Origin of the sequence: Azonexus sp. (assembly GCF_030824335.1) — a bacterium.
In the GTDB taxonomy this organism is placed as follows: domain Bacteria; phylum Pseudomonadota; class Gammaproteobacteria; order Burkholderiales; family Rhodocyclaceae; genus Azonexus.
This window is the reverse complement of the sequence record NZ_JAVBXX010000009.1, coordinates 1-26,985: the sequence shown is the minus strand read 5'-3', so window position 1 is coordinate 26,985 and position 26,985 is coordinate 1. Positions and strand designations below refer to the sequence as shown.

Annotated in this window: 24 protein-coding genes; 3 read left to right on the top strand and 21 right to left on the bottom strand. The window is 58.8% G+C overall.

Annotated elements, in window-relative coordinates:
- Positions 1-11 precede the first annotated feature (11 nt).
- The 14 genes from RCI20_RS06100 to RCI20_RS06035 form a co-directional block, all read right to left on the bottom strand.
- Positions 12-1,295, bottom strand: coding sequence for a Glu/Leu/Phe/Val dehydrogenase (locus RCI20_RS06100; RefSeq protein WP_306603681.1), 1,284 nt, complete (start codon positions 1,293-1,295; stop codon positions 12-14).
- Positions 1,296-1,340: 45 nt separating this feature from the next.
- Entirely contained in the window at positions 1,341-2,069 is a 729-nt protein-coding gene (locus tag RCI20_RS06095) for an amino acid ABC transporter ATP-binding protein (protein ID WP_306603680.1), read from the bottom strand.
- 24 nt (positions 2,070-2,093) lie between these two features.
- Positions 2,094-2,774: a glutamate/aspartate ABC transporter permease GltK gene (gene gltK / locus RCI20_RS06090; RefSeq protein ID WP_306603679.1), complete on the bottom strand. Its 681-nt coding sequence runs from the start codon at positions 2,772-2,774 to the stop codon at positions 2,094-2,096.
- Position 2,775: 1 nt separating this feature from the next.
- Positions 2,776-3,513, bottom strand: coding sequence for an amino acid ABC transporter permease (locus RCI20_RS06085; RefSeq protein WP_306603678.1), 738 nt, complete (start codon positions 3,511-3,513; stop codon positions 2,776-2,778).
- A 226-nt stretch (positions 3,514-3,739) separates the two neighbouring features.
- A complete protein-coding gene (locus RCI20_RS06080) occupies positions 3,740-4,639 on the bottom strand; it encodes a glutamate/aspartate ABC transporter substrate-binding protein (RefSeq protein ID WP_306603677.1) in 900 nt (299 codons plus the stop codon).
- A gap of 359 nt (positions 4,640-4,998) precedes the next feature.
- On the bottom strand, positions 4,999-6,132 hold the full coding sequence (gene asd / locus RCI20_RS06075; protein ID WP_306603676.1) for an aspartate-semialdehyde dehydrogenase: 1,134 nt from the start codon (positions 6,130-6,132) through the stop codon (positions 4,999-5,001).
- A 52-nt stretch (positions 6,133-6,184) separates the two neighbouring features.
- Positions 6,185-7,240: a 3-isopropylmalate dehydrogenase gene (gene leuB, locus RCI20_RS06070; protein WP_306603675.1), complete on the bottom strand. Its 1,056-nt coding sequence runs from the start codon at positions 7,238-7,240 to the stop codon at positions 6,185-6,187.
- Between the two features lie 13 nt (positions 7,241-7,253).
- Positions 7,254-7,892, bottom strand: coding sequence for a 3-isopropylmalate dehydratase small subunit (gene leuD / locus RCI20_RS06065; protein ID WP_306603674.1), 639 nt, complete (start codon positions 7,890-7,892; stop codon positions 7,254-7,256).
- Entirely contained in the window at positions 7,892-8,143 is a 252-nt protein-coding gene (locus RCI20_RS06060) for an entericidin EcnAB (protein ID WP_306603673.1), read from the bottom strand. Before RCI20_RS06060 ends, leuD begins: the two co-directional genes overlap by 1 nt.
- A gap of 12 nt (positions 8,144-8,155) precedes the next feature.
- Complete coding sequence (gene leuC, locus RCI20_RS06055) at positions 8,156-9,562, bottom strand: 3-isopropylmalate dehydratase large subunit (protein ID WP_306603672.1); 1,407 nt, start codon at positions 9,560-9,562, stop codon at positions 8,156-8,158.
- A 30-nt stretch (positions 9,563-9,592) separates the two neighbouring features.
- Positions 9,593-10,801 (bottom strand): major facilitator superfamily domain-containing protein 6, encoded by a 1,209-nt coding sequence (locus RCI20_RS06050; RefSeq protein ID WP_306603739.1) that lies wholly within the window; start codon positions 10,799-10,801, stop codon positions 9,593-9,595.
- A 45-nt stretch (positions 10,802-10,846) separates the two neighbouring features.
- The gene (locus RCI20_RS06045; protein WP_306603671.1) at positions 10,847-11,110 is read right to left on the bottom strand and encodes a YdcH family protein; all 264 of its coding nucleotides are present in this window, start codon (positions 11,108-11,110) and stop codon (positions 10,847-10,849) included.
- Positions 11,111-11,166: 56 nt separating this feature from the next.
- Positions 11,167-12,267, bottom strand: a complete 1,101-nt coding sequence (gene aroC / locus RCI20_RS06040) for a chorismate synthase (RefSeq protein ID WP_306603670.1) — start codon at positions 12,265-12,267, stop codon at positions 11,167-11,169.
- A gap of 68 nt (positions 12,268-12,335) precedes the next feature.
- A complete protein-coding gene (locus tag RCI20_RS06035; RefSeq protein ID WP_306603669.1) occupies positions 12,336-12,779 on the bottom strand; it encodes a CBS domain-containing protein in 444 nt (147 codons plus the stop codon).
- A gap of 295 nt (positions 12,780-13,074) precedes the next feature.
- Here RCI20_RS06035 and RCI20_RS06030 point away from each other — a divergent pair, with 295 nt between their 5' ends.
- Positions 13,075-13,380, top strand: a complete 306-nt coding sequence (locus RCI20_RS06030; protein ID WP_306603668.1) for a DNA-binding transcriptional regulator — start codon at positions 13,075-13,077, stop codon at positions 13,378-13,380.
- Between the two features lie 41 nt (positions 13,381-13,421).
- Here RCI20_RS06030 and RCI20_RS06025 read toward each other — a convergent pair whose 3' ends face one another.
- On the bottom strand, positions 13,422-14,252 hold the full coding sequence (locus RCI20_RS06025; RefSeq protein WP_306603667.1) for a radical SAM protein: 831 nt from the start codon (positions 14,250-14,252) through the stop codon (positions 13,422-13,424).
- A 176-nt stretch (positions 14,253-14,428) separates the two neighbouring features.
- Here RCI20_RS06025 and RCI20_RS06020 point away from each other — a divergent pair, with 176 nt between their 5' ends.
- Positions 14,429-15,583 (top strand): patatin-like phospholipase family protein, encoded by a 1,155-nt coding sequence (locus tag RCI20_RS06020; RefSeq protein ID WP_306603666.1) that lies wholly within the window; start codon positions 14,429-14,431, stop codon positions 15,581-15,583.
- A 2-nt stretch (positions 15,584-15,585) separates the two neighbouring features.
- Here RCI20_RS06020 and aroG read toward each other — a convergent pair whose 3' ends face one another.
- The 5 genes from aroG to RCI20_RS05995 are packed head-to-tail and all read right to left on the bottom strand — an operon-like array spanning position 15,586 to position 23,560.
- Positions 15,586-16,689: a 3-deoxy-7-phosphoheptulonate synthase AroG gene (gene aroG, locus RCI20_RS06015; RefSeq protein ID WP_306603665.1), complete on the bottom strand. Its 1,104-nt coding sequence runs from the start codon at positions 16,687-16,689 to the stop codon at positions 15,586-15,588.
- A gap of 53 nt (positions 16,690-16,742) precedes the next feature.
- Positions 16,743-17,366 carry a c-type cytochrome gene (locus RCI20_RS06010; protein ID WP_306603664.1) on the bottom strand — a complete coding sequence of 208 codons (624 nt, stop codon included), beginning with the start codon at positions 17,364-17,366 and terminating at the stop codon, positions 16,743-16,745.
- Positions 17,367-17,397: 31 nt separating this feature from the next.
- Positions 17,398-18,843 carry a metalloprotease TldD gene (tldD, locus tag RCI20_RS06005; protein WP_306603663.1) on the bottom strand — a complete coding sequence of 482 codons (1,446 nt, stop codon included), beginning with the start codon at positions 18,841-18,843 and terminating at the stop codon, positions 17,398-17,400.
- Positions 18,840-19,661: a carbon-nitrogen hydrolase family protein gene (locus RCI20_RS06000; protein ID WP_306603662.1), complete on the bottom strand. Its 822-nt coding sequence runs from the start codon at positions 19,659-19,661 to the stop codon at positions 18,840-18,842. Before RCI20_RS06000 ends, tldD begins: the two co-directional genes overlap by 4 nt.
- Positions 19,658-23,560, bottom strand: coding sequence for a YhdP family protein (locus tag RCI20_RS05995; RefSeq protein ID WP_306603661.1), 3,903 nt, complete (start codon positions 23,558-23,560; stop codon positions 19,658-19,660). The genes RCI20_RS06000 and RCI20_RS05995 overlap by 4 nt, the downstream gene beginning before the upstream one ends.
- Before the next feature lie 102 nt (positions 23,561-23,662).
- On the opposite strand from RCI20_RS05995, the gene glnE reads away from it, so the two are divergent.
- Complete coding sequence (glnE, locus tag RCI20_RS05990) at positions 23,663-26,371, top strand: bifunctional [glutamate--ammonia ligase]-adenylyl-L-tyrosine phosphorylase/[glutamate--ammonia-ligase] adenylyltransferase (protein WP_306603660.1); 2,709 nt, start codon at positions 23,663-23,665, stop codon at positions 26,369-26,371.
- Positions 26,372-26,380: 9 nt separating this feature from the next.
- Here the strand turns inward: glnE and RCI20_RS05985 are convergent, their stop codons facing one another.
- Entirely contained in the window at positions 26,381-26,794 is a 414-nt protein-coding gene (locus tag RCI20_RS05985; protein WP_306603659.1) for a hypothetical protein, read from the bottom strand.
- Positions 26,795-26,985: the final 191 nt, after the last annotated feature.

Genomic DNA, 26,985 nt, shown 5'->3' with positions numbered 1-26,985 from the left:
CATTTTTCCGATCAGGGATAGAGGCCGCGCATTGCCCGTGCCGCCAGCACCCGTTTGCACGCCACCACGAAGGCGGCAGTTCGCAGAGGCAGGCCACGCTCCCCGGCAACTTCCCAGACAGCATCGAAAGCTTCGCTCATGATACGAGCCAGACGGGCATTGATCTCCTCCTCGGTCCAGAAGAAGCTGGAGAAATCCTGCACCCATTCAAAATAGCTGACAGTGACACCGCCCGCATTGGCCAGAACATCCGGCACTACAAGCACGTTGCGCTCGTGCAGGATGGCATCGGCAGCCGGCGTGGTTGGACCGTTAGCCCCTTCGACGATCATCTGCGCCCGGATGCCTACAGCATTATCGGCGGTAAGCTGCCCCTCAACCGCCGCCGGTACGAGGATGTCGCAATCCAGCGACCAGAATTCGCTGGGAGCAATCAATGTCGCACCGGGAAACTCACCGATTTTTCCACCAACCAGCAAATGCTGCTTCAAGGCATACGGATCAATACCTGCCGGATGGTAGATAGTCCCCCCAACATCCTGTACTGCCACCAGGTGGGAACCGGCATCGTGGAAAATGCGTGCGGCCGCCTCGCCAACATTACCGAACCCCTGCACGGCAATACGAGCCCCAGGTATGGCCAACCCGATCTTTGCCGCCGCCGCACAAGCCGTAACGAATACACCTCGACCAGTCGCATCACGCCGCCCCAGACTACCGCCCAGCGAGATCGGTTTGCCGGTGACAACCCCTGTCGTCGTCCGTCCCTGGTTGACTGAATAGGTATCCATCATCCAGGCCATGACCTGTTCATTGGTATTCATGTCCGGCGCAGGAATATCTTTGTCCGGTCCAAGCAGTATGTTGATCTCGCTGGTATAGCGCCGGGTCATGCGCTCCAGTTCGGGCATGCTGAGCAGTTTCGGATCGACGCGGATACCTCCCTTGGCGCCGCCGTAGGGCACATTGACTACAGCATTCTTGATGGTCATCCAGGCAGACAAGGCCATCACTTCTGAGAGCGTGACATCAGGGTGATAACGCACGCCTCCCTTGCCCGGCCCGCGCGAAGTATTGTGGTGTACACGGTAGCCTTCGAAATGCACGATCTCACCATTATCTCGGCGCAACGGCACGTCAACGATGAGTGAGCGCTTCGGCCGACGCAACGTTTCGATCCAGGGGCGCAAGGAAACCTCGATATGCGGTGCGACCGCCTCAATCTGGCTCAGGTAGGTCTGCCATGGCCCGAGATGCTCAGGCGAGAGATAGGACGGCAGGGTATTCTCGGTCATGCTGTTGTCTCCTCTTTGAGGTCTTTTGATCTGTGGTGCGCTTGTTCAGTGGTGCAGGATCTTGGCCAGGAACTGCTGCGCCCGCTCGGAACGCGGATTGGCGAAGAAGGCTTCCTTGGCGTCGTCCTCGACGATGCGGCCGTGGTCCATGAAGATGACCCGGTTGGCGACGCGCCGGGCAAAGCCCATTTCGTGCGTGACACACATCATGGTCATGCCTTCTTGGGCCAGTTCGGTCATCACGTCGAGCACTTCGTTGACCATTTCCGGGTCGAGTGCCGAGGTCGGCTCGTCGAACAGCATGCAGATCGGGTCCATCGCCAGCGCCCGGGCGATCGCCACGCGCTGTTGCTGACCGCCGGACAACTGGCCGGGGAACTTGTGTGCATGCGCTTTCAGGCCGACCCGGTCGAGCAGTTTCAGTCCCTTGTCCACCGCCTCGTCGCGGCTGCGACCGAGCACCTTCATCTGGGCGATGGCCAGGTTGTCGGTAATGCTCATGTGCGGAAACAGCTCGAAATTCTGGAACACCATGCCGACACGGGCGCGCAGCTTGGACAGGTTGGTCTTCGGATCGCCGACTGATATGCCGTTGACGATGATCTCGCCGGACTGGAACGGTTCGAGACCATTGACGCACTTGATCAGCGTCGATTTACCGGAACCCGACGGGCCGCAAACGACGATCACCTCGCCCTTGCTGACCGTGGTGGAGCAGTCCTTCAGTACGTCGAAGGTACCGTAGCTCTTGCTGACATTGGAAATCTGGATCATGGAATTCTCCTGGGAACGCGGCGCTCAGGCCGGGTGGTATTTTTTCTGCAGGCGCTTGACCAGCGTCGAAGCAGCAAAGCAAAGGACGAAATAGACGGCACCGGCGAACAGCAGCATCTCGACCAGTCGCCCATCGCGGTCACCAACCTTGTAGGCCGCGCCAAAGAAGTCGGCGAGCGCCGACACATAGACCAGCGAGGTGTCCTGGAACAGGATGATGGCCTGGGTCAGCAGCAGCGGAATCATGTTGCGGAAGGCCTGCGGCAGGATCACCAGGCGCATCGACTGCGTGTAGTTCATGCCCAGGGCCTGGCAGGCAGCCATCTGGCCCTTGGGCACGGACTGGATGCCGGCGCGGATGATTTCCGAGTAGTAGGCCGACTCGAACAGCGCGAAGCCGATCATCGCCGACGTCAGGCGCAGATCGGTACCCGGCGGCAAGTTGAACAGTTGCTCGATGAACTTGGGCACGATCAGGAAGAACCACAGCAGCACCATGACCAGCGGCACGGCGCGGAACAGGTTCACGTAGCCGGCAGCGAACAGCGACAAGGGCTTGATCGAGGACAGGCGCATCATCGCCAGCAACGTGCCCCAAACGATGCCGACAACAACCGACAGCAGGGTAATTTCCAGTGAAATTTTCATGCCATCCCAAAGGAATGGCAGCGCACCAGGGATAGAGGACCAATCGAATTCGTACATGCTATTTGCCTCCCATGTAGCCCGGCACGCGGACCTTGTCTTCCATCTTCTTCATCAGGGTCATGACGATGACGTTGATGGCAACGTAGGCGACGGTCACGGCAATGAAGGATTCGTAGGGCTGCGCGGTGTAATCGACCAGCTGGCGCCCCTGGGCGGCCAGTTCGAGCAGGCCGATGGTCGAACAGACAGCGGAATTCTTGAAAATGTTGAGAAATTCCGAAGTCAGCGGCGGCACGATCAGGCGGAACGCCATCGGCAGCATGACGAAGCGGTAGGTCTGCGGCAACGTCAGGCCCAGCGCCAGGCCAGCGTTCTTCTGCCCCCGCGGCAGGGAATTGATGCCGGAACGCACCTGTTCGGCAACCCGGGCGCTGGTGAACAAGCCGAGGCAGACCATCGCTGCCAGGAATTGCTGGAACACCGGGTTCGACTGCTTGAAGGCGTTGCCGATGGCTTCCGGCAAAAGTTCAGGCAGCACGAAGTACCAGATGAACAGCTGCACAAGCAGCGGGATGTTGCGGAACAGCTCGACGTAGGCGGTTGCCAGCCCACTCAGCAGCTTGTTCGGCACCGTACGCAGGACGCCCATCAGCGCACCGAGCAGCAAGGCAATGACCCAGGCGCTCAGCGAGAGCATCACGGTCATCTGCAAGCCGGAGAGCATCCAGCCAAGATAGACGTCATCACCCGAAGCCGTCGGCTGCAGGAAGACGTGCCAGTTCCATTGATAGTTCATGAAGTTTCCTCGTCGGAGCGGGAAGAGCGGGAGCACCAAAACTCCCGGTGAGCGGAATCAGCATTTCCTGAAAACGCAATGCAGTTTCCTGTTATCGCTCAACGCGCTGCAAGCGAGGAGGCCGCATGGAAGAAGAGGTTAAACATAGAACTCCTCACCATTTTCGGGACAAGCCGATCCAGGCACCCCAGCCGGGGTGCCTGAGTCACTACTGAGTTTCTTGGGATTACTCGTAAGCCTTGTCGTTCGGCGCCTTGTACAACGCTTTCATTTCCGCCGACAAAGGCATGTTCAGATTCAGCCCCTTAGGCGGAATCGGATTCATGAACCATTTGTTGTAGATTTTCTCGGCATCACCAGAAGTCATGGCCTTGGTCAGCGCTGCGTCGACGACCTTCTTGAATGCAGCATCGTCCTTGCGCAACATACAGCCGTAGGCCTCCTTGGACTGCGCAGTACCAACCACCGCCCACTCGGCCGGACGCTTGGCCTTGGCCATTTCGCCGTAGAGCAACGCGTCGTCCATCATGAAGGCGACGGCACGACCGGTTTCCAGGGTCAGAAAGCTCTCGCCGTGATCCTTGGCAGAGATGACGTTCATCTTCATCTGCTTGTCTTCGTTCATCTTGCGAATCAGGCGCTCAGAAGTGGTGCCTGCCGTAGTAACGACATTCTTGCCAGCAAGATCTTCAAAATCGTTGATCCCTGAAGTTTTCTTGACCATCAACTTAGTGCCGATGACAAAAATGGTAGAAGAGAAGGCAACCTGTTTCTGGCGCTCCAGATTATTGGTGGTCGAACCGCACTCGATATCTACGGTGCCATTCTGGATCAAGGTGATGCGATTGGCGGAAGTCACCGGCATCAGTTTGGTATCGAGCTTGGCAAGTTTCAGGTCAGCCTTGACGGCATCGACCACCTTGAGCATCAATTCATGCGAATAACCGATAACTTGCTGCTTGTCATCGTAATACGAGAATGGAATCGAAGATTCGCGGTGACCGAGCGTAATGCTCCCGGTATCCTTGATTTTTTTCAGCGTCGAGGCTTCCTGGGCAAAGACCGGCGGGATGACCGCAGTGGAAAACACGGCGGCGAGGACGGCGGCGAGGGCAATACGTTTCATGTCTTCTCCTGAAAGTAAGGAAGCCGGGAAAGGGCTTCGGTGACCATATCATTGCAAACGACATGCCAGCCTTTGCTAACGCACCAAAAACCCATAAATATTTGATTTTAAATACAGTTTCAATTCGCACCATGATATTGAAACACGGAAAACCGACACCAGAAGGATTTAGCCATCGGTTTTCCGAGGCCTGCAGGGGCAGCTGCCTCAATCGTATGAGCCCCATCCGAGAAACAAAGCGGCATCACTCGCGAAACCCGGAAAGCAAAAACGCCTCACTGTAAAGCGAGGCGTTTTTTGTTCTGTCAAACCGGGATTTTTACACTTTGTGAAAAATCCCGCATCGCAAGCAAGCCGAATCAAGCATCCAGCAAGATGCGCAGCATGCGGCGCAGCGGCTCAGCAGCGCCCCACAACAGCTGGTCACCGCAGGTGAATGCGGCCAGGTATTCCGGGCCCATCGCCATCTTGTGCAGACGACCGACCGGCACAGTCAGCGTGCCGGTGACGGCTGCCGGGGTCAGTTCGCGCTCGGAGACTTCGCGGTCGTTCGGCACAACCTTGGCCCACGGATTGGCTTTGGCCAGCATGTCGCTGATCTCGTCGAGCGGCACATCCTTCTTCAGCTTGATGGTCAGCGCCTGGCTGTGGCAACGCATGGCACCAATGCGCACACACAGGCCATCAATAGGGATCGAGCCGGCCGAGCGGAAAGCCGGCTTGCCGAGGATCTTGTTGCATTCGGCACCGCCCTTCCATTCCTCCTTGGACTGGCCGTTCTCGTAAGGCACATCAATCCACGGAATCAGCGAGCCGGCGAGCGGCGTATTGCGGAAGTTCTTCTTCGGGAAGGCGTCAGAACGAATGGTTTCGGCGACCTTGCGATCGATATCGAGAATGGCCGATGCCGGATCGGCCAGCAGGTCGGCAACCGACGAATGAATGGCGCCCATCTGGGAAATCAGCTCGCGCATGTTCTGCGCACCAGCACCAGAGGCGGCCTGATAGGTCATCGAGGTTGCCCATTCGATCAGGTCGTTCTGGAACAGCCCACCGAGCCCCATCAGCATCAGGGAAACCGTACAGTTGCCGCCGATCCAGTTTCTACCGCCCTTGGTCAGCGCCTCCTTGATGACGTGCATGTTGACCGGGTCAAGGACGATTACGGCATCGTCAGCCATGCGCAGAGAAGAGGCGGCGTCGATCCAGTGACCACTCCAGCCGGTAGCACGCAGTTTGGCGAAGACCTCCTTGGTGTAATCGCCCCCCTGGCAGGTAATGATGATTTCGCAGGCCTTCAGCGCATCGATGTTGGAGGCATCCTGCAGCGGCAGAGAGGCTTCCTTGCCGCCAAATACCGGCGCCTTGCCACCAGCGGCGGAAGTAGAGAAGTACACCGGATCAATATGAGCAAAATCGCCCTCTTCGACCATACGCTGCATCAGCACGGAACCGACCATGCCACGCCAACCGACCAGACCAACCTTCTTCATGACTAACTCTCCGAATAGAACCTGTATTTAACGCACGAATGTGCCGTTCGGTTTACGCCAGTGCCGCCAGCACGGCATCGCCCATTTCCTTGGTACCGACCTTGTTGGTCCCACGCTCGTAGATATCGCCGGTGCGATAGCCCTGGGCCAGTACCTTCTTGACCGCATTTTCGACGCGCAATGCCTGCGCCTCAAGGCCGAAGGTATAGCGCAGCATCATCGCCACCGACAGAATGGTGGCCAGTGGATTGGCAACACCTTGGCCGGCGATGTCCGGTGCCGAGCCGTGCGACGGTTCGTACATTCCTTTGTTATTAGCGTCGAGCGAGGCCGACGGCAGCATGCCGATCGAACCAGTCAGCATAGAGGCTTCGTCGGACAGGATGTCGCCAAACATATTGCCGGTGACCATCACGTCAAACTGCTTCGGCGCCTTGACCAGTTGCATGGCGGCGTTGTCAACCAGCATGTGGCTGAGTTCGACGTCCGGATAGTCGTGGGCAATCTCGATCATCACGTCGCGCCACAATTGGGTGCATTCGAGTACGTTCATCTTGTCAACCGAGCACAACTTCTTGTTACGCTTCTGCGCCGCCTGGAAAGCGACATGGCCGATGCGACGGATTTCCGATTCGCTGTAGACCATCGTATTGAAACCGACACGCTCACCATTTTCCTCGCGCACACCGCGCGGCTGGCCGAAATAGATATCCCCGGTCAACTCACGAACAATCAGGATATCGAGGCCGGCAACGATTTCCGGCTTCAAGGTCGAGGCATTCGCCAGTTCCGGGTAAAGAATGGCCGGACGCAGGTTGGCGAACAGGTTCAAATCCTTGCGAATACCGAGTAGACCGCGCTCAGGCCGCAGCTCACGGGCCAGCCCGTCCCATTTCGGACCACCGACAGCACCGAGCAGGATGGCATCGGCCTCAGCAGCCAGTCTTTTGGTCGCTTCCGGATACGGGGTCCCTGTCGCATCGACCGCGCCGCCGCCAATCAGGCCCTCTTCCAGCTCCAGCTTGAGATCGAGCGACTTGAGCACGCGCACGGCTTCAGTAACGATTTCCGGACCAATGCCGTCCCCCGGCAGAACACAAATCTTCATGATTTTTCCTTGGTTAGGCAAACAGCCATGGCTGGTTGATACGGCGCTTTTCTTCGAATTCGCGAATTTTCTCGGCATGGCGCAAAGTGAGGCCAATATCGTCCCAGCCATTGAGCAAACATTCCTTGCGAAAAGCATCGATCGGGAATGGAATGCCATAGCCGTCCGGACGAATCACTGCTTGCGCCTGCAGATCGACCACCAGTTTGTAACCCGGTGTCGCCTCGACCTGCTGGAACAAGGTATCGATTTCGGCCGCTGGCAACACGATAGGCACAATGCCGTTTTTGTAGCAATTGTTGAAGAAGATATCGGCGAAGGATTCGGCGATGATCGCCTTGAAGCCGAAATCGAGCAGCGCCCATGGTGCGTGTTCGCGCGAGCTGCCGCAGCCGAAATTGGCGCGAGTCAACAGCACTTCGGCGCCCTGATAACGCGGCAGATTGAGCACGAAATTCGGGTTCTTCGGCCGCTGAGAGCTGTCCTGCCCCGGCTGGCCGACATCCATGTAACGCCATTCGTCGAAGGCATTCGGGCCAAAACCGGAACGCTTGATCGACTTCAGGAATTGCTTCGGGATGATCGCATCGGTATCGACATTGCTGCGATCAAGCGGCGCCACCAGCCCTTCAAGACGAATAAATTTATCCATTAATTCACCACCTTCTGCACGGCCTCGCCACCTTTCTTCAAGGTTTCGCCGACCACTTCTCCACTCTTCTGCAAAGCGCTTTCGACCGCTTCGCCACTTTTTTGCAGGGCCTTGCCAACGGCTTCGCCCCCTTTCTCGACAATCTCGCCGGTTTTCTCGGCACCAACCGCCACATCCCGTTTGACACCCTCGGCCGTATGACAAGCATTCAGACCGAACAGCATCAGGATAAAAAAAAGAGGGCGCACCATACCGACTAGCGCTTACAGGACTTCGCGCACATCAGCAAAGCGGCCAGCAATCGCCGCCGCAGCCGCCATTGCCGGACTAACCAGGTGGGTACGCCCACCGGGCCCCTGACGACCTTCAAAATTGCGATTCGAGGTCGAGGCACAGCGCTCACCCGGCTCCAGACGATCGGCGTTCATCGCCAGACACATCGAGCACCCCGGTTCCCGCCATTCAAAACCTGCCGCAACGAAAACCTTGTCCAGGCCTTCGGCTTCGGCTTGGCGCTTGACCAGACCGGAACCCGGCACCGCCAACGCCAGTTTGATATTGGCAGCCACATGGCGCCCCTTCAGAACCGAAGCGGCTTCGCGCAAATCTTCGATGCGGGAATTGGTACAGGAGCCAATAAATACCTTGTCGACCGCAATATTCTGCATCGGCGTATTCGGGTTCAGGCCCATGTATTGCAGCGCACGTTCCATACCCTCGCGCTTGACCGGATCGGCTTCCTTCGCCGGGTCTGGCACGATGGCATCGATGGCAACCACCATCTCGGGCGAAGTCCCCCAGGTCACCTGCGGACGGATGTCTTCTGCCTTAAGCGTGACCACGCGATCAAACTGCGCACCGGCATCGGAATGCAATGTCCGCCAGTAAGCAACGGCCTTGTCCCATGTTTCACCCTTCGGCGAAAACTGACGACCTTGCAAATAATTGATTGTCGTATCGTCGACCGCAATAAAACCCATGCGTGCACCACCTTCGATGGCCATGTTGCACAGGGTCATACGACCTTCCATCGACAGACCGCGAATGGCGCTGCCGCCAAACTCGATGGCGTAACCGTTACCGCCGGCGGTACCGATGGTGCCGATAATGGCCAGCGCCACATCCTTTGCAGTCACGCCTTTGCCGAGTTTGCCTTCGACAGCAATCAGCATAGTTTTCGACTTTTTCTGCAGCAGGCACTGCGTTGCCATCACGTGCTCGACTTCGGACGTACCGATGCCATGCGCCAGACAGGCGAAGGCACCGTGCGTCGAGGTATGCGAATCACCGCAAACGACAGTCATGCCAGGCAAGGTTGCGCCATTTTCCGGACCGACCACATGCACGATGCCCTGCTTCGGATCCTTGAACGGGAAGTAGGCCAGCGCACCGGTTTCGCGGATGTTGTCATCCAGCGTTTCAACCTGCTGTCGGGAGACCGGATCCTTGATCCCCTCTTCCCAGTGATCGGTCGGGGTATTGTGATCGGCCGTTGCAACGATGGATGAAATCCGCCACAGCTTGCGGCCGGCCAGCTTCAGACCTTCGAAGGCCTGCGGGCTGGTCACCTCATGTACAAGGTGGCGATCAATGTAGAGGAGTGCCGTGCCATCAGCTTCCTGATGAACAACATGGTTCTCCCAAAGCTTGTCGTAAAGGGTCTGCGCCATGGAACTCTAGGTGTGCAATAAAGCCTTGAATTATTGCACAGGATCTGACGTTTTTTCCGGTTTGCGCACGTCGACCGCGCCCGGCACAGAGCCCCCTTGAGGGACAGCATCCTGCCCCACCCAACGGTAGATCAGCAGAAAACCTGCCAGCGCAAATACCGCACCAAGCGAAAAGGTCCAGCCAGCCCCCCAGTCATCCCAGGTCCAGCCGCTGATCAAGGCCCCCAGCAAGCCACCAGCCCCGAACGACAAACTGGAGTAAAGCGCTTGCCCACGCCCCTGCGATTTTCCTGGAAACCACTGGTTGACCGCAGCAATGGCCGAGGCGTGATAAGCACCAAAGGTCAAGCCGTGCAACAACTGGACAAAAATCATCACCGCGGCGGACTCAACCCCCCAGCCCATCAACAAGAAGCGCAACACGGCCGCCGCAAAACAGAGCAACAAAATATCGCGCAATGAAAAACGGCGGGCAATACGCGGCATCAGCATGAACACCACGATTTCGGCAAGAACCCCCAAGGACCAGAGCAAACCGACCTCTGTCTTGGTGTAGCCGCTGGCATCGAGATGGATGGAATAAAAAACGTAGAACGCGCCATGCGCCGCCGACATGGCAAAGCAGGCCGACATCAACGCCTGCACTTTGGGTTGACGCAACACCTGGGCAATCGGTTGCTCACTGGCCAACGAATGACTCTGCGCCGCCTCGGGCAAGACCAGCGCAACCCCCAGGATACCCAGCAGAATGAAAGTGCACACCCAGAGCACACCAACCGGTGCAACAAAGTCCAGCAAGGCCCCGGTTCCCATGACTGCAACGATGAAACCGACCGATCCCCACAGACGAATACTGCTGTAGCGCCCACGCTCTTCGCGTAGATGATCAAAAGTCAGCGTTTCAACCAGCGGTAGCGCGGCACTCCAGAAAAAGGCCAGCACCGCCATCGCCACCAGCATGCCGGGCAGGCGGTCAAGCCAGAAAAAAGCCATGAAGCCCGCCAGGCCAACCACGCCGGCCAGACGAATGATGGCCACCCGGCGACCAAAGCGGTCAACCAGCCAGCCCCACAGATTGGGGCCGAACAGGCGCATCAACTGCATCTGCGACATCAGCAAGCCAATGTCCCAGGCCGAAAACTTCAGGGATTGGAGGTAGAGGCCGAAATACGGCGAGAAGGCGCCAATGAAGGCGAAATAGAAAAAATAATAGCCCGACAGGCGCCAACGTGGCAGCAAATGCATCCAGCACCTCTAGCGGATGCACTGTCGGGGAAACTGCACTTACTTGGCTGCCTGCTGCCCGGCGCGGTAAGCCAACAGAATGTGGTAAAGCTCATCCTTCAACTTGACGCGCTGTTTCTTCATGTCTTCGAGGGTGAAATCGGCGACCGGCATGTCGTGCTCTTCCAGATTTTCGACCTTGCCGGTCAAACGATGGTAAGTGGCATACAAGCGGCCAAAATGGGCATTTCCCTCTTTCAAGGCGCTGATGGCATCGGCAAATTCCGGGAATTCGCTGAGAAGATCGTGGTGTTCAACTTGCATGGTTCTCTCCCTAAGGCTTTATATATCCGCTGTGGCGCGGAAAAAAACGAAAGATTTTACGCGACTTTTCCTGGAATCCGCGGCGTCTGGCATACGACATCGCCACATTGCGCCCGATGCCGCATTGCGTGATCCATCAACACCAGGGCCAGCATCGCCTCGGCAATCGGCGTTGCCCGGATACCGACACAGGGATCGTGCCGACCTTGCGTGGCGACCTCAATTGACTGCCCACTGGCATCAATCGAATGCCGTGCCTGGGCAATCGACGAAGTGGGTTTGATCGCCAGGTTGACCACGACTTCCTGGCCGGTAGAAATACCGCCAAGGATGCCGCCAGCGTGATTACTGGCAAAACCTGCCGGGGTCATCTCATCGCCATGCTCACTGCCTTTTTGGGCAATGGATGCGAAACCCGCACCAATCTCCACGCCTTTTACGGCATTGATACCCATCATTGCATGCGCAATCTCGGCATCCAGCCGGTCGAAAACCGGCTCGCCCCAACCTGGTGGCACACCATTGGCGGTCACCGTGATTTTCGCCCCCACAGAATCCAGTGATCGGCGCAGATCGTCCATATAGTTTTCCAGCGCCGGCACGATGGCGGCATTGGGGGCAAAAAAAGCATTGCCATCAATTTCGGCGGCGGAAACAAAAGGAATTTCGATCGGCCCAAGGGCGCTCATCCAACCGCGTACCGTTACCCCGTAACGCTCATTCAACCACTTCCGGGCAATCGCCCCCGCTGCAACACGCACGGCTGTCTCACGGGCAGACGAACGCCCACCGCCTCGATGATCGCGAAATCCATATTTCTGCGTGTAGGTATAGTCGGCATGCCCCGGACGGAAAGTCGAAGCAATATTGCCGTAATCCTTGCTGCGCTGGTCCTGATTGCGAATCAGCAAGGCAATTGGCGTACCGGTCGTTTTGCCTTCAAACACCCCGGACAGGATTTCCACACTATCCGGCTCTCTCCGCTGCGTAACATGGCGCGAGGTTCCGGGCTTGCGACGATCCAGCTCGATCTGGATATCTGCCTCACAAAGCATCAGCCCCGGTGGACAGCCATCAACCACGCAGCCGATTGCCGGGCCATGCGATTCGCCAAAGGAAGTGACGGTAAAAAGAGTGCCAAAAGTATTGCCGGACATGCGAGCTCACACCGTTTTGAGGAGGGCGGATTTTACCATGCCGGCTTCGCCCTCCCGGCTTGACCAATTCAGGCTGCTGATTCTTCCGGCCAATTCTTGATGTAATTTTTCAACAGGGCATTCTCCAGGCTCTGTTCCTCGAGCACAGCCTTGGCCACATCAAGAAACGAGATCACACCGAGTAGCTCACCTTGGTCGACTACGGGAAGGTAGCGCGAGTGTTTTTCGATCATCAGGCGGCGCAAATCATTGGCATCCATGTCCGGGAAGGCGATCACCGGATCGGCCACCATGACATCACCGATCAGCGCATCCCGCTGGAGCCCGCCAGTCTTCAGTGCTTTCAATACCTCGCGAAAGGTCACGACACCCACCATCTGCCCGGCATCCATGACGACCAAAGAGCCGACATCCAGATCAGCCATGACATCAATGGCCGAGGCCAGTGACTGCCTGGGGGTTGCGGTGTAGAGCGCACCACCTTTGACACGCAGTATTTCCTTGACCAGCATTTTTCTCTCCTTGATTCAGTTTCGTCGTTATTCGAGCGATCTTAGATGAAGGTGGCTAATTCGCAAAGGGCCGAAGCATGGGCGGCAAGCGAGGAGGCAATTGAAGCCGATCAAAGCAACGGGAAAAACCAAAAATTTTGCCGAATGAAAAAAACTATTGCCCTATTTGACAAAATTTATGGCTTTGACACTTGCCGAACGTCATAGATAGATATAAAATTTTCATATGACTTAAGTAATACCCACTTAAGACAGACGGTTATATCAAATCGAACAGCATAGGAGAGAAAGCACCATGACTTCCGTCAAAACCATCGAAAAAATCGACGCTCGTGAAATCCGCCGCAAGCTCGGTCTGAATCAACAGCAATTTTGGTCCGCGCTGGGTGTAACCCAGAGTGGCGGCTCCCGTTACGAAAGCGGTCGCAACATGCCGAAACCGGTTCGCGAACTGCTCCGCTTGGTGCACGTTGAGCAAATCGACATAAAGACCATCAAGCGTGAAGACCTGGAAGTGGTCGAGTACTTGAAGCAGCAGGAACCGGAACTGTTCAAATCGCTGAAAAAATCGGCTCGTACCCACGCCAAGAAAGCAGCCTGACCTCCGCGCCGCAAGGCGCTGCAGCAACCCGACAACGGGCTTCAGGGTGAGACGATCACCTTGAGGCCCGTTTCAATTTCGATCCGCCGAGCGAACAATTGCATATCCGGTTCAGGCAGGGCGGTCAGACGACTGGCTGCCGCCTGCATTGAGGGGCGCGCCAAACCATACAGATGAACGCCAGCCAGTTGGTGAGCCAACGGGCGCAGTAACAGGCAATACGCATCAACCGAACCAGCAGACGGCGGATCGCCATCGAGCGCAAACCAGCAGGTTTGCACCCAGGTTCGAGCCAAACCGGCACAAGTTTCGAGGGCGCGGGAAATTTTTTCCGGTGCGCCGGGGACCCCGTTGATTTCCTGAATTTCGTCGGCACCAGCCCGGTCCAGCTTGAACCAGACCTCCCCCCCCAGACTCCCCAGATGACGGATGCCGGACTGAACGTCGGAACGATGCAACAAACTGCCATTCGTAATCAGACGCGGCGGCAGGTTCAGGGAAAAATTGCTCAGCACCCGCGCCACTCGCGCCACTGCACCAGGAAACTCGGGAGACGAAGTTGGCTCGCCATTGCCGGAAAAGGCAATGTCCATCAGACGCTGCGCCTCGAGCGGCACACAACGCTGCATGAAATCGCCGTGCAGCACAGCCTCAAGAAAGCCCGAGAGTTCCTGCTCCAGCAAATCCAGATCAATCGGTGGCGGCCCACCGCGCGTCAAGCCTTCCACCTGACAGTAAACACAGGCCCAATTACAGGCATTGTTCGGATTCAGATTGATGCCGACCGACACCCCGCCAGCACGGCGAGAAATAACGGGATAGACATAGCGGAGGCCGGCACTGTCGCGGCTGTGATCATCGGTACGGAGCATGACCCATTGTATAATCTGTGCCCGACTTGTCGAAGTTTTCCCCACATGCACATCGCCCGCAGTCTGGCGCTCGATGTCGGTCACCATACCCCACACAGCTCGTATCGCCACCTGCACAATCCCGCCATGCTATTGAAACTACCCTGCCGGACAGACAAGCCCCGGCACCAACTGGATTGAAGCAGGATCAGCAGACAGAAAAAGGCATCGGGACCGCGCTCGTCCTGACCGGCGGCGGCGCTCGCGCGGCTTATCAGGTAGGCGTTCTGCTGGCAATTGCCAAACTTTCAAAAAACCGGCGGCACAATCCGTTCCCCATCATCTGCGGCACTTCCGCTGGCGCCATCAACGCGGTCGGTCTGGCCTGTCAGGCTGAGCATTTCGGCAAAGCCACAAGTATTCTCGCCAGCTTCTGGCGCAACATGCACGCTGGCGACATTTACCGCACCGACCCACTCGGGGTTGCACTATCCGGTACACGCTGGTTATCAGCACTGACTCTGGGCTGGCTGCTCGGCAAACCACCCCGCTCCCTGCTCGATAACGCACCGCTACACGCACTGCTCCGGCGCAATGTAGATTTTTCCGGTATTGAGCGCGCAATCGCCAAGGGCGCCTTACACGCCATCAGCATCTCGGCATCCGGTTACGAGTCGGGTGAAAACATCAATTTTTTCCAGGCCCATCCCAGCGCGACGCCCTGGCATCGCTTCCAGCGTATCGGCATGCGCACCGAACTTGGGGTTGAGCACCTGCTGGCATCAAGCGCCATTCCCTTCATTTTTCCGGCAACCCGCATCAACCGGGAATATTTTGGCGATGGTTCAATGCGCCAACTGGCGCCGCTCTCACCTGCCATTCATCTGGGGGCCGAACGACTGCTCATTGTTGGTGCCAATCGGAAAAACGAGAAACACGAGCGCACCAAGGGCGATGAATATCCGTCGCTGGCGCAAATTGCCGGCCACGCCCTGGCCAGCATTTTTGTCGACGGTCTTGCGGTCGACATTGAACGGATACAGCGCATCAATCGGACGCTTGCCGCCATTCCGGACAATCTCCGGGAACAGACCGACATCAAGCTGCGCCCATTGGAAACGCTGGTGATTTCGCCCTCCGAACGCATTGACCGGATCGCTGCTGAGCACGCCGACGCCTTGCCTGGCGCCATCAAGATGCTGCTTGGCGGCATCGGGGCATTGAACCGTCACGGCGGTGCCCTGACCAGTTATCTGCTGTTCGAAAAACGCTTTACCCGAACGCTGATTGATCTCGGCTACGCCGACACACTGGCACGCAGCAGTGAAGTCGGCATCTTTCTCGACCTATAGATTTACTCAGCAGCCTCGACCAGGCGCCGGGCACGCACCGCCGCCGCCAGTTGTTCAAGCACGCTCAGACTGTCATCCCAACTGATGCAGGCATCGGTAATACTCTGCCCGTAGGTCAAAGGCTTCTCCGGCGACAAATCCTGACGCCCCTCGACCAGGTGCGACTCGACCATGACGCCCATGATGCGTTCCTCGCCAGCCGCCAGTTGTGCTGCCACGCTGCTGCAGACTTCCATCTGCAACTTGTATTGCTTGCGACTGTTGCCGTGCGAAAAATCGACCATCAAACGCGCCGCAAGGCCGGCCTTGGCAATTTCCTGCGCCGCTGCATCAACGCTCGGCGCATCGAAATTAGGCTCCTTGCCACCGCGCAGGATGACATGACAATCCTCATTCCCCATGGTCGAGACGATGGCGGTATGGCCAGACTTGGTGACCGACAGGAAATGATGCGGCGAATTTGCCGAACGGATGGCGTCGACCGCGATACGCATGTTGCCATCGGTACCGTTCTTGAAACCTACCGGACAAGACAGGCCGGAAGCGAGTTCGCGATGTATCTGCGACTCGGTGGTCCGCGCCCCGATGGCGCCCCAAGCAATCAGGTCCGCCGTGTATTGCGGTGTGATGGTATCGAGGAACTCCGTCGCACAAGGCAGGCCGAGTTCGTTGATTTCAAGCAGGATACGGCGCGCCAGACGCAGGCCTTCGTTGATCAGGAAGCTGTTGTCCATGCGAGGATCATTGATCAAGCCCTTCCAGCCGACGGTTGTCCTTGGCTTCTCGAAATACACACGCATGACGATCACCAGATCGTTCACATGCTTTTCAGCCTCGTTTACCAATCGCCGGGCGTACTCCATGGCGGCATCGTAGTCATGGATGGAACAGGGGCCGATGATCACCAGCAGCCGGTCGTCGGCCCCGTGCAGAATCCGGTGAATGGCTTGCCGGGCGACGTGGGTCGCCTGGGCCGCCGCTTCGGAAAGCGGGTATTCCCGGAAAATGTGGGTGGGCGGTACCAGTTCCTTGATTTCACTGATCCGTACATCATCAGTAACCGGTTTGCCTGCTGCCGTGCTGTGCGCTGCCATATCCAGAACCATCCACTCGTTGCCGAAAACTGCCGATTCTACCGGAAGCCGACGGCAGAGCGAGATCAGGGCAGTTGCGTCAGATAATGCGACAAGGCGACGATATCTTCATTTTTCAACGGCGCCGTTGCGATCGACATCAACTGGTTGTTGCGTATCCCGGTGCCATCGCGGTAATGCGTGATCGATTTCTGCAAATACGGCTGCTGCTGACCGGCCAGACGCGGATAGAGTTCATGGCCGCGGGCATTCTCGCCATGGCAGCGCGCACACAGTTTGTCGAACATGACCTTGCCACGTGCCACCTGCGTTGCATCAGCACGAGACGGCGGTACCGTCACGCTGGCGTAGTAAAGGGCGATCTGGACACGCTCCTCGTCCTTCAGCACCTTGATCAATCCTTGCATGAATTGATCCTTGCGCTCCCCGCTACCGAACTTCCGGATCTGCTCAAGCAGATAGCCAGGATTTTGTCCGGCAAGGTTGGGAACGTCAGTCGTTTTGGCGACACCGCCTTCACCATGGCAGTTGGCACAGAAAAAACTGGCCTTTTTCCCGGCCGTCACAGCAGCCTGCAAAGCCGCCGGATCCGCCTGAATGGCTTTCATGCGTTCTTGGGCCGCGGTCTGAGCCTGGGCAAATAACGGGGCACTTGCCAACAAACCGGCCAGCAACAGGAAAGCACGCATGAATGGACTCCGGGTTTTTAACAAAATGGAATTATGCCGTTCCGCCCACCGTCAGTCCATCAATACGCAATGTGGGTTGGCCGACACCGACCGGAACACTCTGTCCTTCCTTGCCGCAGGTGCCAACACCGGGGTCCAGTTTCAGGTCGTTGCCGATCATCGAAACGCGGGTCATGGCATCCGGCCCGTTGCCGATCAATGTCGCCCCCTTGATCGGCCGGGTGATCTTGCCGTCCTCGATCAGATAAGCCTCGCTCATCGAAAAAACGAATTTCCCGCTGGTGATATCGACCTGGCCGCCACCGAAATTGGCCGCATAAATGCCTTTCTTGACCGACTGGATGATTTCCTGCGGATCGCGCTCACCGGCCAGCATCATGGTATTGGTCATGCGCGGCAGCGGCAGGTGGGCGAACGACTCGCGGCGCCCGTTGCCGGTTGGACCGACCCCCATCAGACGGGCGTTCATACTGTCCTGCAAATAGCCCTTGAGAATGCCATCCTCGATCAGTACGGTACGCTGCGTGGCATTGCCTTCATCGTCGATATTCAGCGACCCGCGGCGTTCGGCAATCGTACCGTCATCGATCACGGTCACGCCCTTCGCCGCCACCCGCTCACCGATCCGCCCGGCAAAGGCCGAACTGCCCTTGCGGTTGAAATCGCCTTCCAGGCCGTGGCCGACCGCTTCGTGTAACAGGATGCCGGGCCAGCCAGCGCCCAACACCACAGTCATCTGGCCAGCCGGCGCAGGTTCGGCATGCAGATTGGTCACGGCTTGATGCACGGCCTCCTGCGCATAGCGCTGCAGTACTTCGTCGCTGAAGTAGGCAAAATCAAAACGCCCGCCGCCGCCCGAGGCGCCCTGCTCGCGCTTGCCGTTTTCCTCGACGATGACCGAGATCGAGCAACGGACCAGTGGCCGCACATCGGCTGCCAGACGACCATCGGAACCGGCAACCAGAATCACCTCGTACTCACCGGCAATCGACGCATTGACCTGCAATACCCGCGGGTCGATGGCCCGGGCAAAGCCCTCGAAACGTTCCAGCAATTTGACCTTGGCATCGGCCGGCAGCGACGAAATGGGATCGTTCGGCAGATACAGCGAACGTGCCGCGGTCGACGCGCTGAATACCGGCAAAACGCCATTCTGCCCGGCCGCGCCAATCGCCCGCACCGCCGCCGCCGCATCGCCCAGCGCCTGCGAACTGATATCGTCGGAGTAGGCAAAGGCCGTCTTTTCACCAGAAATGGCACGCACGCCAACTCCCTGGTCGATATTGAAACTGCCCGACTTGACGATGCCCTCGTCCAGGCTCCAGGCTTCGGAGCGCGAATACTGGAAGTAGAGATCGGCGTAATCGACCTGATGATTCAGGATTTGTCCGAAGGTCCGCGCCAAGTCGCGTTCAGTCAGCGAAAAAGGGGCCAGCAACAGAGATTCAGCTTGCGCCAGCGCGCTTTTTTGGGTCATGACACATCCTTTAATTTACGGTGGGCGAGCGCCGGCAGGCTCTCGCGAATTTCGGCAATACGTTGATGATCCAGATCGGCGATGACGACGCCCTGCCCCTTCAGCTTGCGATCAAGGATCTCGCCCCACGGGTCGATGATCATGCTGTTGCCGTGCGTCTGGCGACCGTTTTCATGCCGACCGCCTTGTCCGACGGCCAACAGGTAGCACTGGTTCTCGATGGCGCGGGCGCGCAGCAGGATTTCCCAGTGCGCCCGGCCGGTCGTTTCGGTAAAAGCAGCCGGCACAAGAATCAGGTCGACCGGCGCCAGCGCCCGGTAAAGCTCGGGGAAACGCAGGTCGTAACAGATCGACAGGGCAATCCGGCCAAACGGCGTGTCGACCGCAACAGGCTGCTCACCGGCCTCGATAAACGCGGCCTCATCGTAGGACTCGTCGCCTTTGCGAAAGCCGAACAGGTGAATCTTGTCGTAACGGGCAACACACTCGCCGACCGGATTGAAGACCAGCGAGGCGTTGCGCATCTTGTCCGGCACACTTGCGGTCAACGGCAGGGAGCCGGCAAAAATCCAGATGCCGTGCCGTTGCGCGGTTTCGGCCAGCCAGGTCTGTACCGGTCCACTGCCAAAGTCTTCACGCGCCTTGACCCGGTCCGCGTCGGCGGCACCGATGATCGGAAAATACTCCGGCAAGACGACCAGTTGTGCGCCCTGCCCCACCGCGTCTTCGACCAATCGACCGGCAACGGCAAGATTTTCCTCGACCCGTGGGCCGGAAACCATCTGGATCGCGGCAATGCGGCAATTCTGCAAACTCATCGTTTCTCTTCCTCGCTGGCTGCCGGCAGGATTTCCTCAATCTGGCCGGCCTTCCTGACCTGCGGATCATCCCAGGTACCCGTCACATGATAGCGGTAGCTGAACAAGCGGTTCAGCGGGTTTTGCAGGATGGTATTGGCCACCAGCGCCGCCGCGCCAACAGCCGGATTGACCAGTGCAGCAGCACCAACAGCAGCCAGCCCGCCGACTTCCGGCCGGACAAGCACCTGCAGATCCTGCGTTTCCTGTTGCAAATCGGTCTTGCCATCAATCACGACCTGAACTGCCGGACCACTGATCTTCAAACTACCTTGCGTTTTCATCACGCCAGCCTCGACGGCCAGTTTGCCGTCGATGCTGTCGAAAGCCAAACCATCGCTGAACAGATCGCGAAAATCCAGGGTTAACCGACGCGGCAGCGATTGCAGCGAAATCAGGCCGAGCAGGCGACCAACCCCCGGCTCCAGCTTGTTGAACTGCCCCTTTTCTGCCTTGACCTGCAAATCTCCGGCCAGAGAAGCGTAATCCAGCGCGGTCAACGCGCCATTCCAGCGCAAATCGCCCGACAGACTGGCCTTGCCCTGACGCACCGCGTCTTCATAGCCGAGACGCATCAACAATTTGCCAATATCGTTCGTGGTCAACACGAATTCCAGATCCGTCCGCTGCCGACCCTCCTGCGTCCAACGCCCGCTGCCGACCAGTTCGCCATCCGGATTACGCAAACGCAACTTTTCCAGTTGCCAGCTGCCGCGCTGGTTACGCGCCCGCAGCTCAAGATGGCCGAGCGCCTTTTTATCCAGCCACAGGTCGTCGACCTGCAGACTCATGCCGGGCAAGGAGTCGGTCGCCGAAGCCGTATCGCCACCCGCCGTCGCCGAGCTGAGATGAAGACGCCGCAGACGTCCCTCGATCCAGCCATCTCCAGCCCCGCGCCAGAGCAGATCGCCAGCCACCTCACGCGTATCGAGCCCGATCAGCCAACCGTTATCCTGCGGCTTGAGCGACAAATTAACTTGCGCATAATCACGCCCCAGCAGGCGCAAAGCGGGGGTTTTAAGGCTGACCTGGGTCAGCGCCAGACCATCATCGGCGGCCCCGTCCGAGGCCGCTCCCTGGGCCGGCAGATAATTGCGCCACGCATCGGCATTGATCTCCGGCAAAGCAATACGTACCGCCAAGCCGCGCTCCGGCAACGTCAACTCGCTGTCACCCAGCGCAATTGCCCCCTGTGCCCATTTGCCGGCACGCCGCACAACGATGCCACGCGCCACATTGCCCAGCGTAATCCGATAACGCTCATCGGCTGCGGAGGGGGCCGTCCGCTCGACGCGCAATGGCAAACGGCTGGTCGCAGTTTTGTTGAGCAGATCCGGCAAGGGCGAACTGATACCGACCAGGTCGGAGGTCACCAATACATCGGCACTGCGCTTGCGAATACCGATTTCAGCCTTCCAGGGCGTCGAACCAGTCAAATGATTGATCAGCGGCCACTCGAAGTGACGGCTCACTTCGGCAATATTCGCGGTGCCGCTCGCGACCACCGCGACCTTGCCGGCATTGCTGCCGATCTGCACCTTGAGCGGACCACCGAAACCACGACCGGTAATCTCCTTGGCCGCCACCGATTTTTCGCTCAATTCGAGATTGCCATTAACCTGCGTGATCATCGGCAAGCCATCGACCAGATGCACCTGATTGTCGTGGAAATGGTACTTGCCACGAACGCGCGTCTGATGTGGCCGACGCAGCGGAATGTCGAGCTCCAGATCGAGCCGGCCATTGCCTTGCGCCTTCATGCCCTCGGTAAAGCGGTCGATCGTTTCGGCCACCGGGCTGCGCTCGATGAAATCGAGAAACTCGCTGGTTGGCCCCTGCGCCGCCCCCCGGACCAGCAGCATTTCATCCGGCACATCGAAATCGGGAATCTCCACCGCGACCGCCGAAATCCCGGCACCAAGAATATTCCCGGCATGCGCCTTGATCCGCATGCCGTAATCGAAGCTCATATCGGCCGAAATGGCGTCGATATCCGGCCAGCCATCGGCGTAATGCACTTTGGCATCCCTGGCCTTGCCGGTCACCAGGAATTTTCCGGTCGACGGGTCGCGGAAGGGAAAATCCTTCAGATTGCCCTTGAGTACAAGTTTCCCCTGGTGGGCTGTACCGGCAACGATGCCGTGGCGCAGCCAGGTCCGCGCGTCGCTATTCACGGCATGCGGCATGTAGCGCCAGACCGCGCTGCCATTGGCTTTTTCGATATTCGCCTGCAAATCGATCTCACCGGGCCCATCGCCACTGTAGCGATATGTTCCCTGCGCATCGCCTGTCGCATCCGGGCCGGAAAACGCCAGGCGCTCGATCTGGATGTCCAAGGCTTCCGGTGCATTCACCCAACTCACCCTGGCCTTGAGGCTGTCGAACGCCATGTCCGGCTCCGGGAAAACCGCCGGCAGGGAAAGGCCGGATTGCCCGGCTTCGAGCAAAAGCAGGCCGCGCTTTTCATTCAAATCGATACTGCCGGACAAGCCGCTGGCACCGGGCACATAACTGGCGGCCCGCACACCGAGATCGGCAAAACGGGCAGCCAGCGCGTAACGGGTCAGTTGGTCGCCCTGCAAGCCCCAACTGGTACGCAATTCAGAAATTTTTCCTTGCGGCGCATGCGCCAGCAACAACTGGCGACTACGCGCGTCGAGCGGCAAGTAGGTGGCCAACTGGCTCAACACATCGAGATCGAGCAAATTGGCACTGGCATTGCCGTTGACCGCAGGAATGGTCGCTGCTCCGGCAGCATTGGCCTGGCGCCAATCCAGCCTGAAATCGGTTGGCGGCAAGCGCACGCCGTCTGCTGTCTGCAATTCCAGTTGCTGACCGGCCAGCGCCCAGGCTAGCGCCTTGTACTCCGCCTTCAGGCGGCCGCGCAGATCGGTCAGTTCGAGCAAGGGAAGCGACTCGCCAAGCCGTATGTGCAATTCACTCAAGGCCAGATCGGCGGTCAGACGGCCGGCACCGGCCGCAAGATCGCCCCAGATGCGCAAAGCACCGCGTCCTTGCGGCAAATCCATCGGGTAATCGACCCACGGCTTCCAGCCCGCCAGATCGGCGTAGGCCAGTTCGACAAAAAGCTGGCCGGCAAAGCTCTCCAGCGCATCGTGCACATCGCCCAGCACCTCACCGCGCACATCGACCCGTGCGGCAAGTGCTTCCGGCGGCGCGGCAGAAAAACCGAAACGATGGCGCCGCCCGCGATTGTCCAGGCCGAACTGCAAATCCTCGAGAATCAGCGGCGGCGCCTGGCGCATGGCGTCTTCCCAGACGATGGTGGCGTCGTGGATGCGAATGCTCTTTTGTTCGAGCAGCCATTCCAGCATGGCAGGATCGCTGTCGCCTTCCGAGTTCAGGCCAGCAATCCGGATCCTGCCATCGACATCGCGCCGGATATGCAGCACCGGCTGCTCGAAAGCCAGCAAGGCCAGCATCGGCCGCAGACGCCAGAGGCTTTGCCAGGACAGCACGCTGTCGACCCGGTTCAGAGAGAAGGCCGGTTCGCCGTTCTGATCAAGCAAAGCCACATCATCCAGCACCAACTCCGGGTTCAACCCGCGCCAATACGCCGCAATGCGCCCGATCTTGACTTGCTGGCCGACGGCCTGGGTGGCTGCACGCTCAATTTCGTCCCGATAATCGGTAATACTGGGCAGGATGGCAAAACGCAGCACCAGCACCAGCACCACGAACAATAACCAGCCGGCCAGCAAACCCCAGCCGAGAAGGCGCAGGGCAGCGGCGACAAAAGGCCGGGCCAGCAAGGCACGCAGGCCGTGCAGCCGGTAATAAAGCACCCGGTGCACCGCTGGAGAAACTTCGGGAAGATGAGGGCCGGACGAATTACTCAAGCGTCACGTCGCTTTGCCAGATACGGTCTGAGATCACTACAATCGGGAAACTAAAATCGAAGCCGCTATTTTACCCTCTCGGCCAGGAGCCGACCGAATCTCATGGACACCACCCTAGACCCCCGCTGGCAAGCCGCGCTGGAACTCAGCCGTTACCTGAACAATCTGCTGCAGGCGCATCCGACGCTGATTCCAGAGTTGAAATCAACCTGGCTGCAACCGCTGTCCGAAGATTTGCTGCTTGCTCCGTTGCGCCAGAATTTCGCCGACGACGAAGCACTCAAGTCCACGCTGCGCCGCCTGCGCCAGCGTGCCATGGCCCACCTGGCCCTGCGCGATCTGTGCGGTTTGGCGCCGCTTTCAGAAATCGTCGAAAGCATGACCATGCTGGCTGACGTCACCACCAACTTTGCCCTCGACTATTACCATCGCCAACTGGTCGCCACCTACGGCGAACCGCTCGATGCAGCCGGCCAGCCACAACGCTTGCTGGTCATCGGCATGGGCAAGCTGGGCGGGCGCGAACTCAATGTCTCGTCCGACGTGGATTACATTTTCATTTACCCGGAAGAAGGCGACACTGCCGGTCCGAAGTCGATTGAAAACTACGATTTCTTCACCCGCCTCGGCAAGCGCGTCATCCAGGCACTCGGCGACCTGACCGCCGACGGCCAGGTATTTCGCGTCGACATGCGCCTGCGTCCGAACGGCGATTCCGGCCCACTGGTCTGCTCGCTCGACTCGCTGGAAAACTACTTCGTCACGCAAGGCCGCGAATGGGAACGCTACGCCTGGATCAAGGCGCGCGTGATGAACGCCGGCCCGAATGCCGACGGTGCGGCAATCGGCCATTGGATGGATGCGCTGCGCAAGATTTCGCGCCCCTTCGTCTTCCGCAAATACCTCGACTTCGGTTCGATCAACGCCATGCGCGACCTGCACGCGCAAATCCGTCGCGAAGTCGCACGCAAGGACATGGTCGATCACATCAAACTCGGGCCCGGCGGGATTCGCGAAATCGAGTTCCTGGCCCAGGTCTTCCAGCTGATTCGCGGTGGGCGCGACCCCGCTTTGCAGATTCGCCCGACCTTGTCGGTGCTCAAGCTGCTGGCTGAGCGACAATTGATCACCGGCGAAACGGAAAAGGAATTGCACGAAGCCTATGTTTTCCTGCGTCGCCTCGAACATCGCCTGCAATATGTTGAGGACAAGCAGACGCACATGCTGCCGAGCGATCCGGGCGACCGCGAACGCATCGCCCGCAACATGGACTTTGCCGACTGGAATGCCTTGCTGCTGGTGCTCGACCAACACCGCAGCCGGGTCAGCCAGCAATTCGATGCTGTCTTCTCCGACCCGGAATCCGGCGAACATCCACTGACCGGCCTGTGGCTGAACCAGCTCGACGAAGACACCGCCATCGAAGCCTTCGGCAATCTCGGCTTCCGCCGCCCCAAGGAAGCGATCAGCCGGCTCTGCGACCTGCGCGCCTCCAGTCGCTACCAGCAGTTGCCGGCGACCAACCGGCAGCGCCTCGATGCCGTCGGCCCGCGCCTGATCGAAGCCGCCGGCGCAACCGCCGACCCGGACACCACGCTGGTCCGCGGCATTGCCTTCCTCGAGAGCATCGCCCGCCGCGGCTCCTATCTGGCACTGCTGCAGCAATATCCGATGGCGCTGCGCCGGGTTGCCGACATGGTCTGCGCCTCGACCTGGGCCACCGATTACCTGAACCGTCACCCGTTGCTGCTCGACGAATTGCTCGACCCACGGCTCTACGAAATTGCCACCGACTGGAACGGTTTCCGCAATCAGTTGCGGCGCAATCTAGCCGACCACGCCGGCGATACCGAACGCGAAATGGACATTCTGCGCGAGATGCACCACGCCCAGGTTTTCCGCCTGCTGGCGCAGGATCTGGCTGGTCTGCAGACCATCGAAAGCCTGTCCGACCACCTGACCGAACTGGCCGACAACATTGTTCAGGAAACGCTGCCGCTGATCTGGAGCAAGATCAAGCATCGGCATCGCGATACGCCGAAATTCGCCGTCATCGGCTACGGCAAGATGGGCGGCAAAGAACTCGGCTACGTTTCCGATCTCGACATGGTCTATCTCTACAACGACGACGATCAGGACGCCCAGGAAAACTACACCCGCCTCGGGCAGCGTCTGAACACCTGGCTATCCAGCCAGACGCCAGCCGGCATCCTGTTCGAGACCGATCTGCGCCTGCGCCCGAATGGCGATGCCGGGATGCTGGCGGTCACCGTCGATGCTTTCCGTGACTATCAACTGAACCATGCCTGGGTCTGGGAACATCAGGCACTGACCCGAGCCCGTTTCTGCGCCGGCGATCCGGAAGTAGGTGCTCGCTTTGAAGCCATCCGCGAAGAAATCCTGCGCCAGCAGCGCGACATCCCGAAACTACGCGACGAAGTCATCGCGATGCGCCAGAAAATGCTCGATGCACACGCCTCGAACAGCGAAACACACTTCGATCTCAAACACGACCGCGGCGGCATCATCGATGTCGAATTCATCGTCCAGTACCTGGTCCTCGGTTACGCGCATCAGCATGCAACACTGACCGGCAATCTGGGCAATATCGCACTGCTGCGCATGGCCGGCGAACTCGGGCTGATCGATGCACAACAGGCCGCGGCAACCGGCAACGCCTACCGCGAGTACCGCCGCCTGCAACACGCCAAGCGCCTTTCAGCCACGCCGAAGGCACCTGTTGCCCGAGACGAGATCGAAAAGCACATTACTGCGGTCAACGCGCTCTGGCAGGCAGTTTTCACCGCCTAGCCAGACACTTCAGCGCCAGTCGCCCGGTCCCCGGCGGTCATGTCTGCGATCATCCCGCCGGTGATCGTGGCGCTCGTGACGCGACCAATCGTGGCGCGACTCGGGGACCGCATACCGGTGCCGCTCGTGCCCTCTGGGCGGCTCGACCCAGCGATGCGCCGGACGCGGTGGCGACCAATAGCCCGGTCGCCATTCATGGCGATGCCCCACCAAGGTCCAGTTACCACCAATCCACAGATAACCAGCCGCCGGTGGATGGCCGGGATATTCGTAGCGTACCGGCGGCGCATGGCGCACCACCTCACCCGGGTAATAAGGGGTCGTCGCGACGACACAGCCGGTCAGAAAACTGCTCAGCAGTGCCGCCAGAATCAGGCGCTTGCGCATGGTAAAACCTTTCGTTACGTGATGATCTTGCCCCACATAACGCCGAGGTCGGAGTACCGGCATACCGTCCGGTACCAATGTTACGAATGCTTGCAATTGCGTCACAAAGGTAAGCGCCCGGCGAACTCAGGTTGATTTCTGATTCAGGTGGCGGATTCTGGCGCCCAGCGATGCGGTAGCAACTCGCCGATCCGGCTGTTGGGCAGAGTCGGCAGGCGAGACAGGAC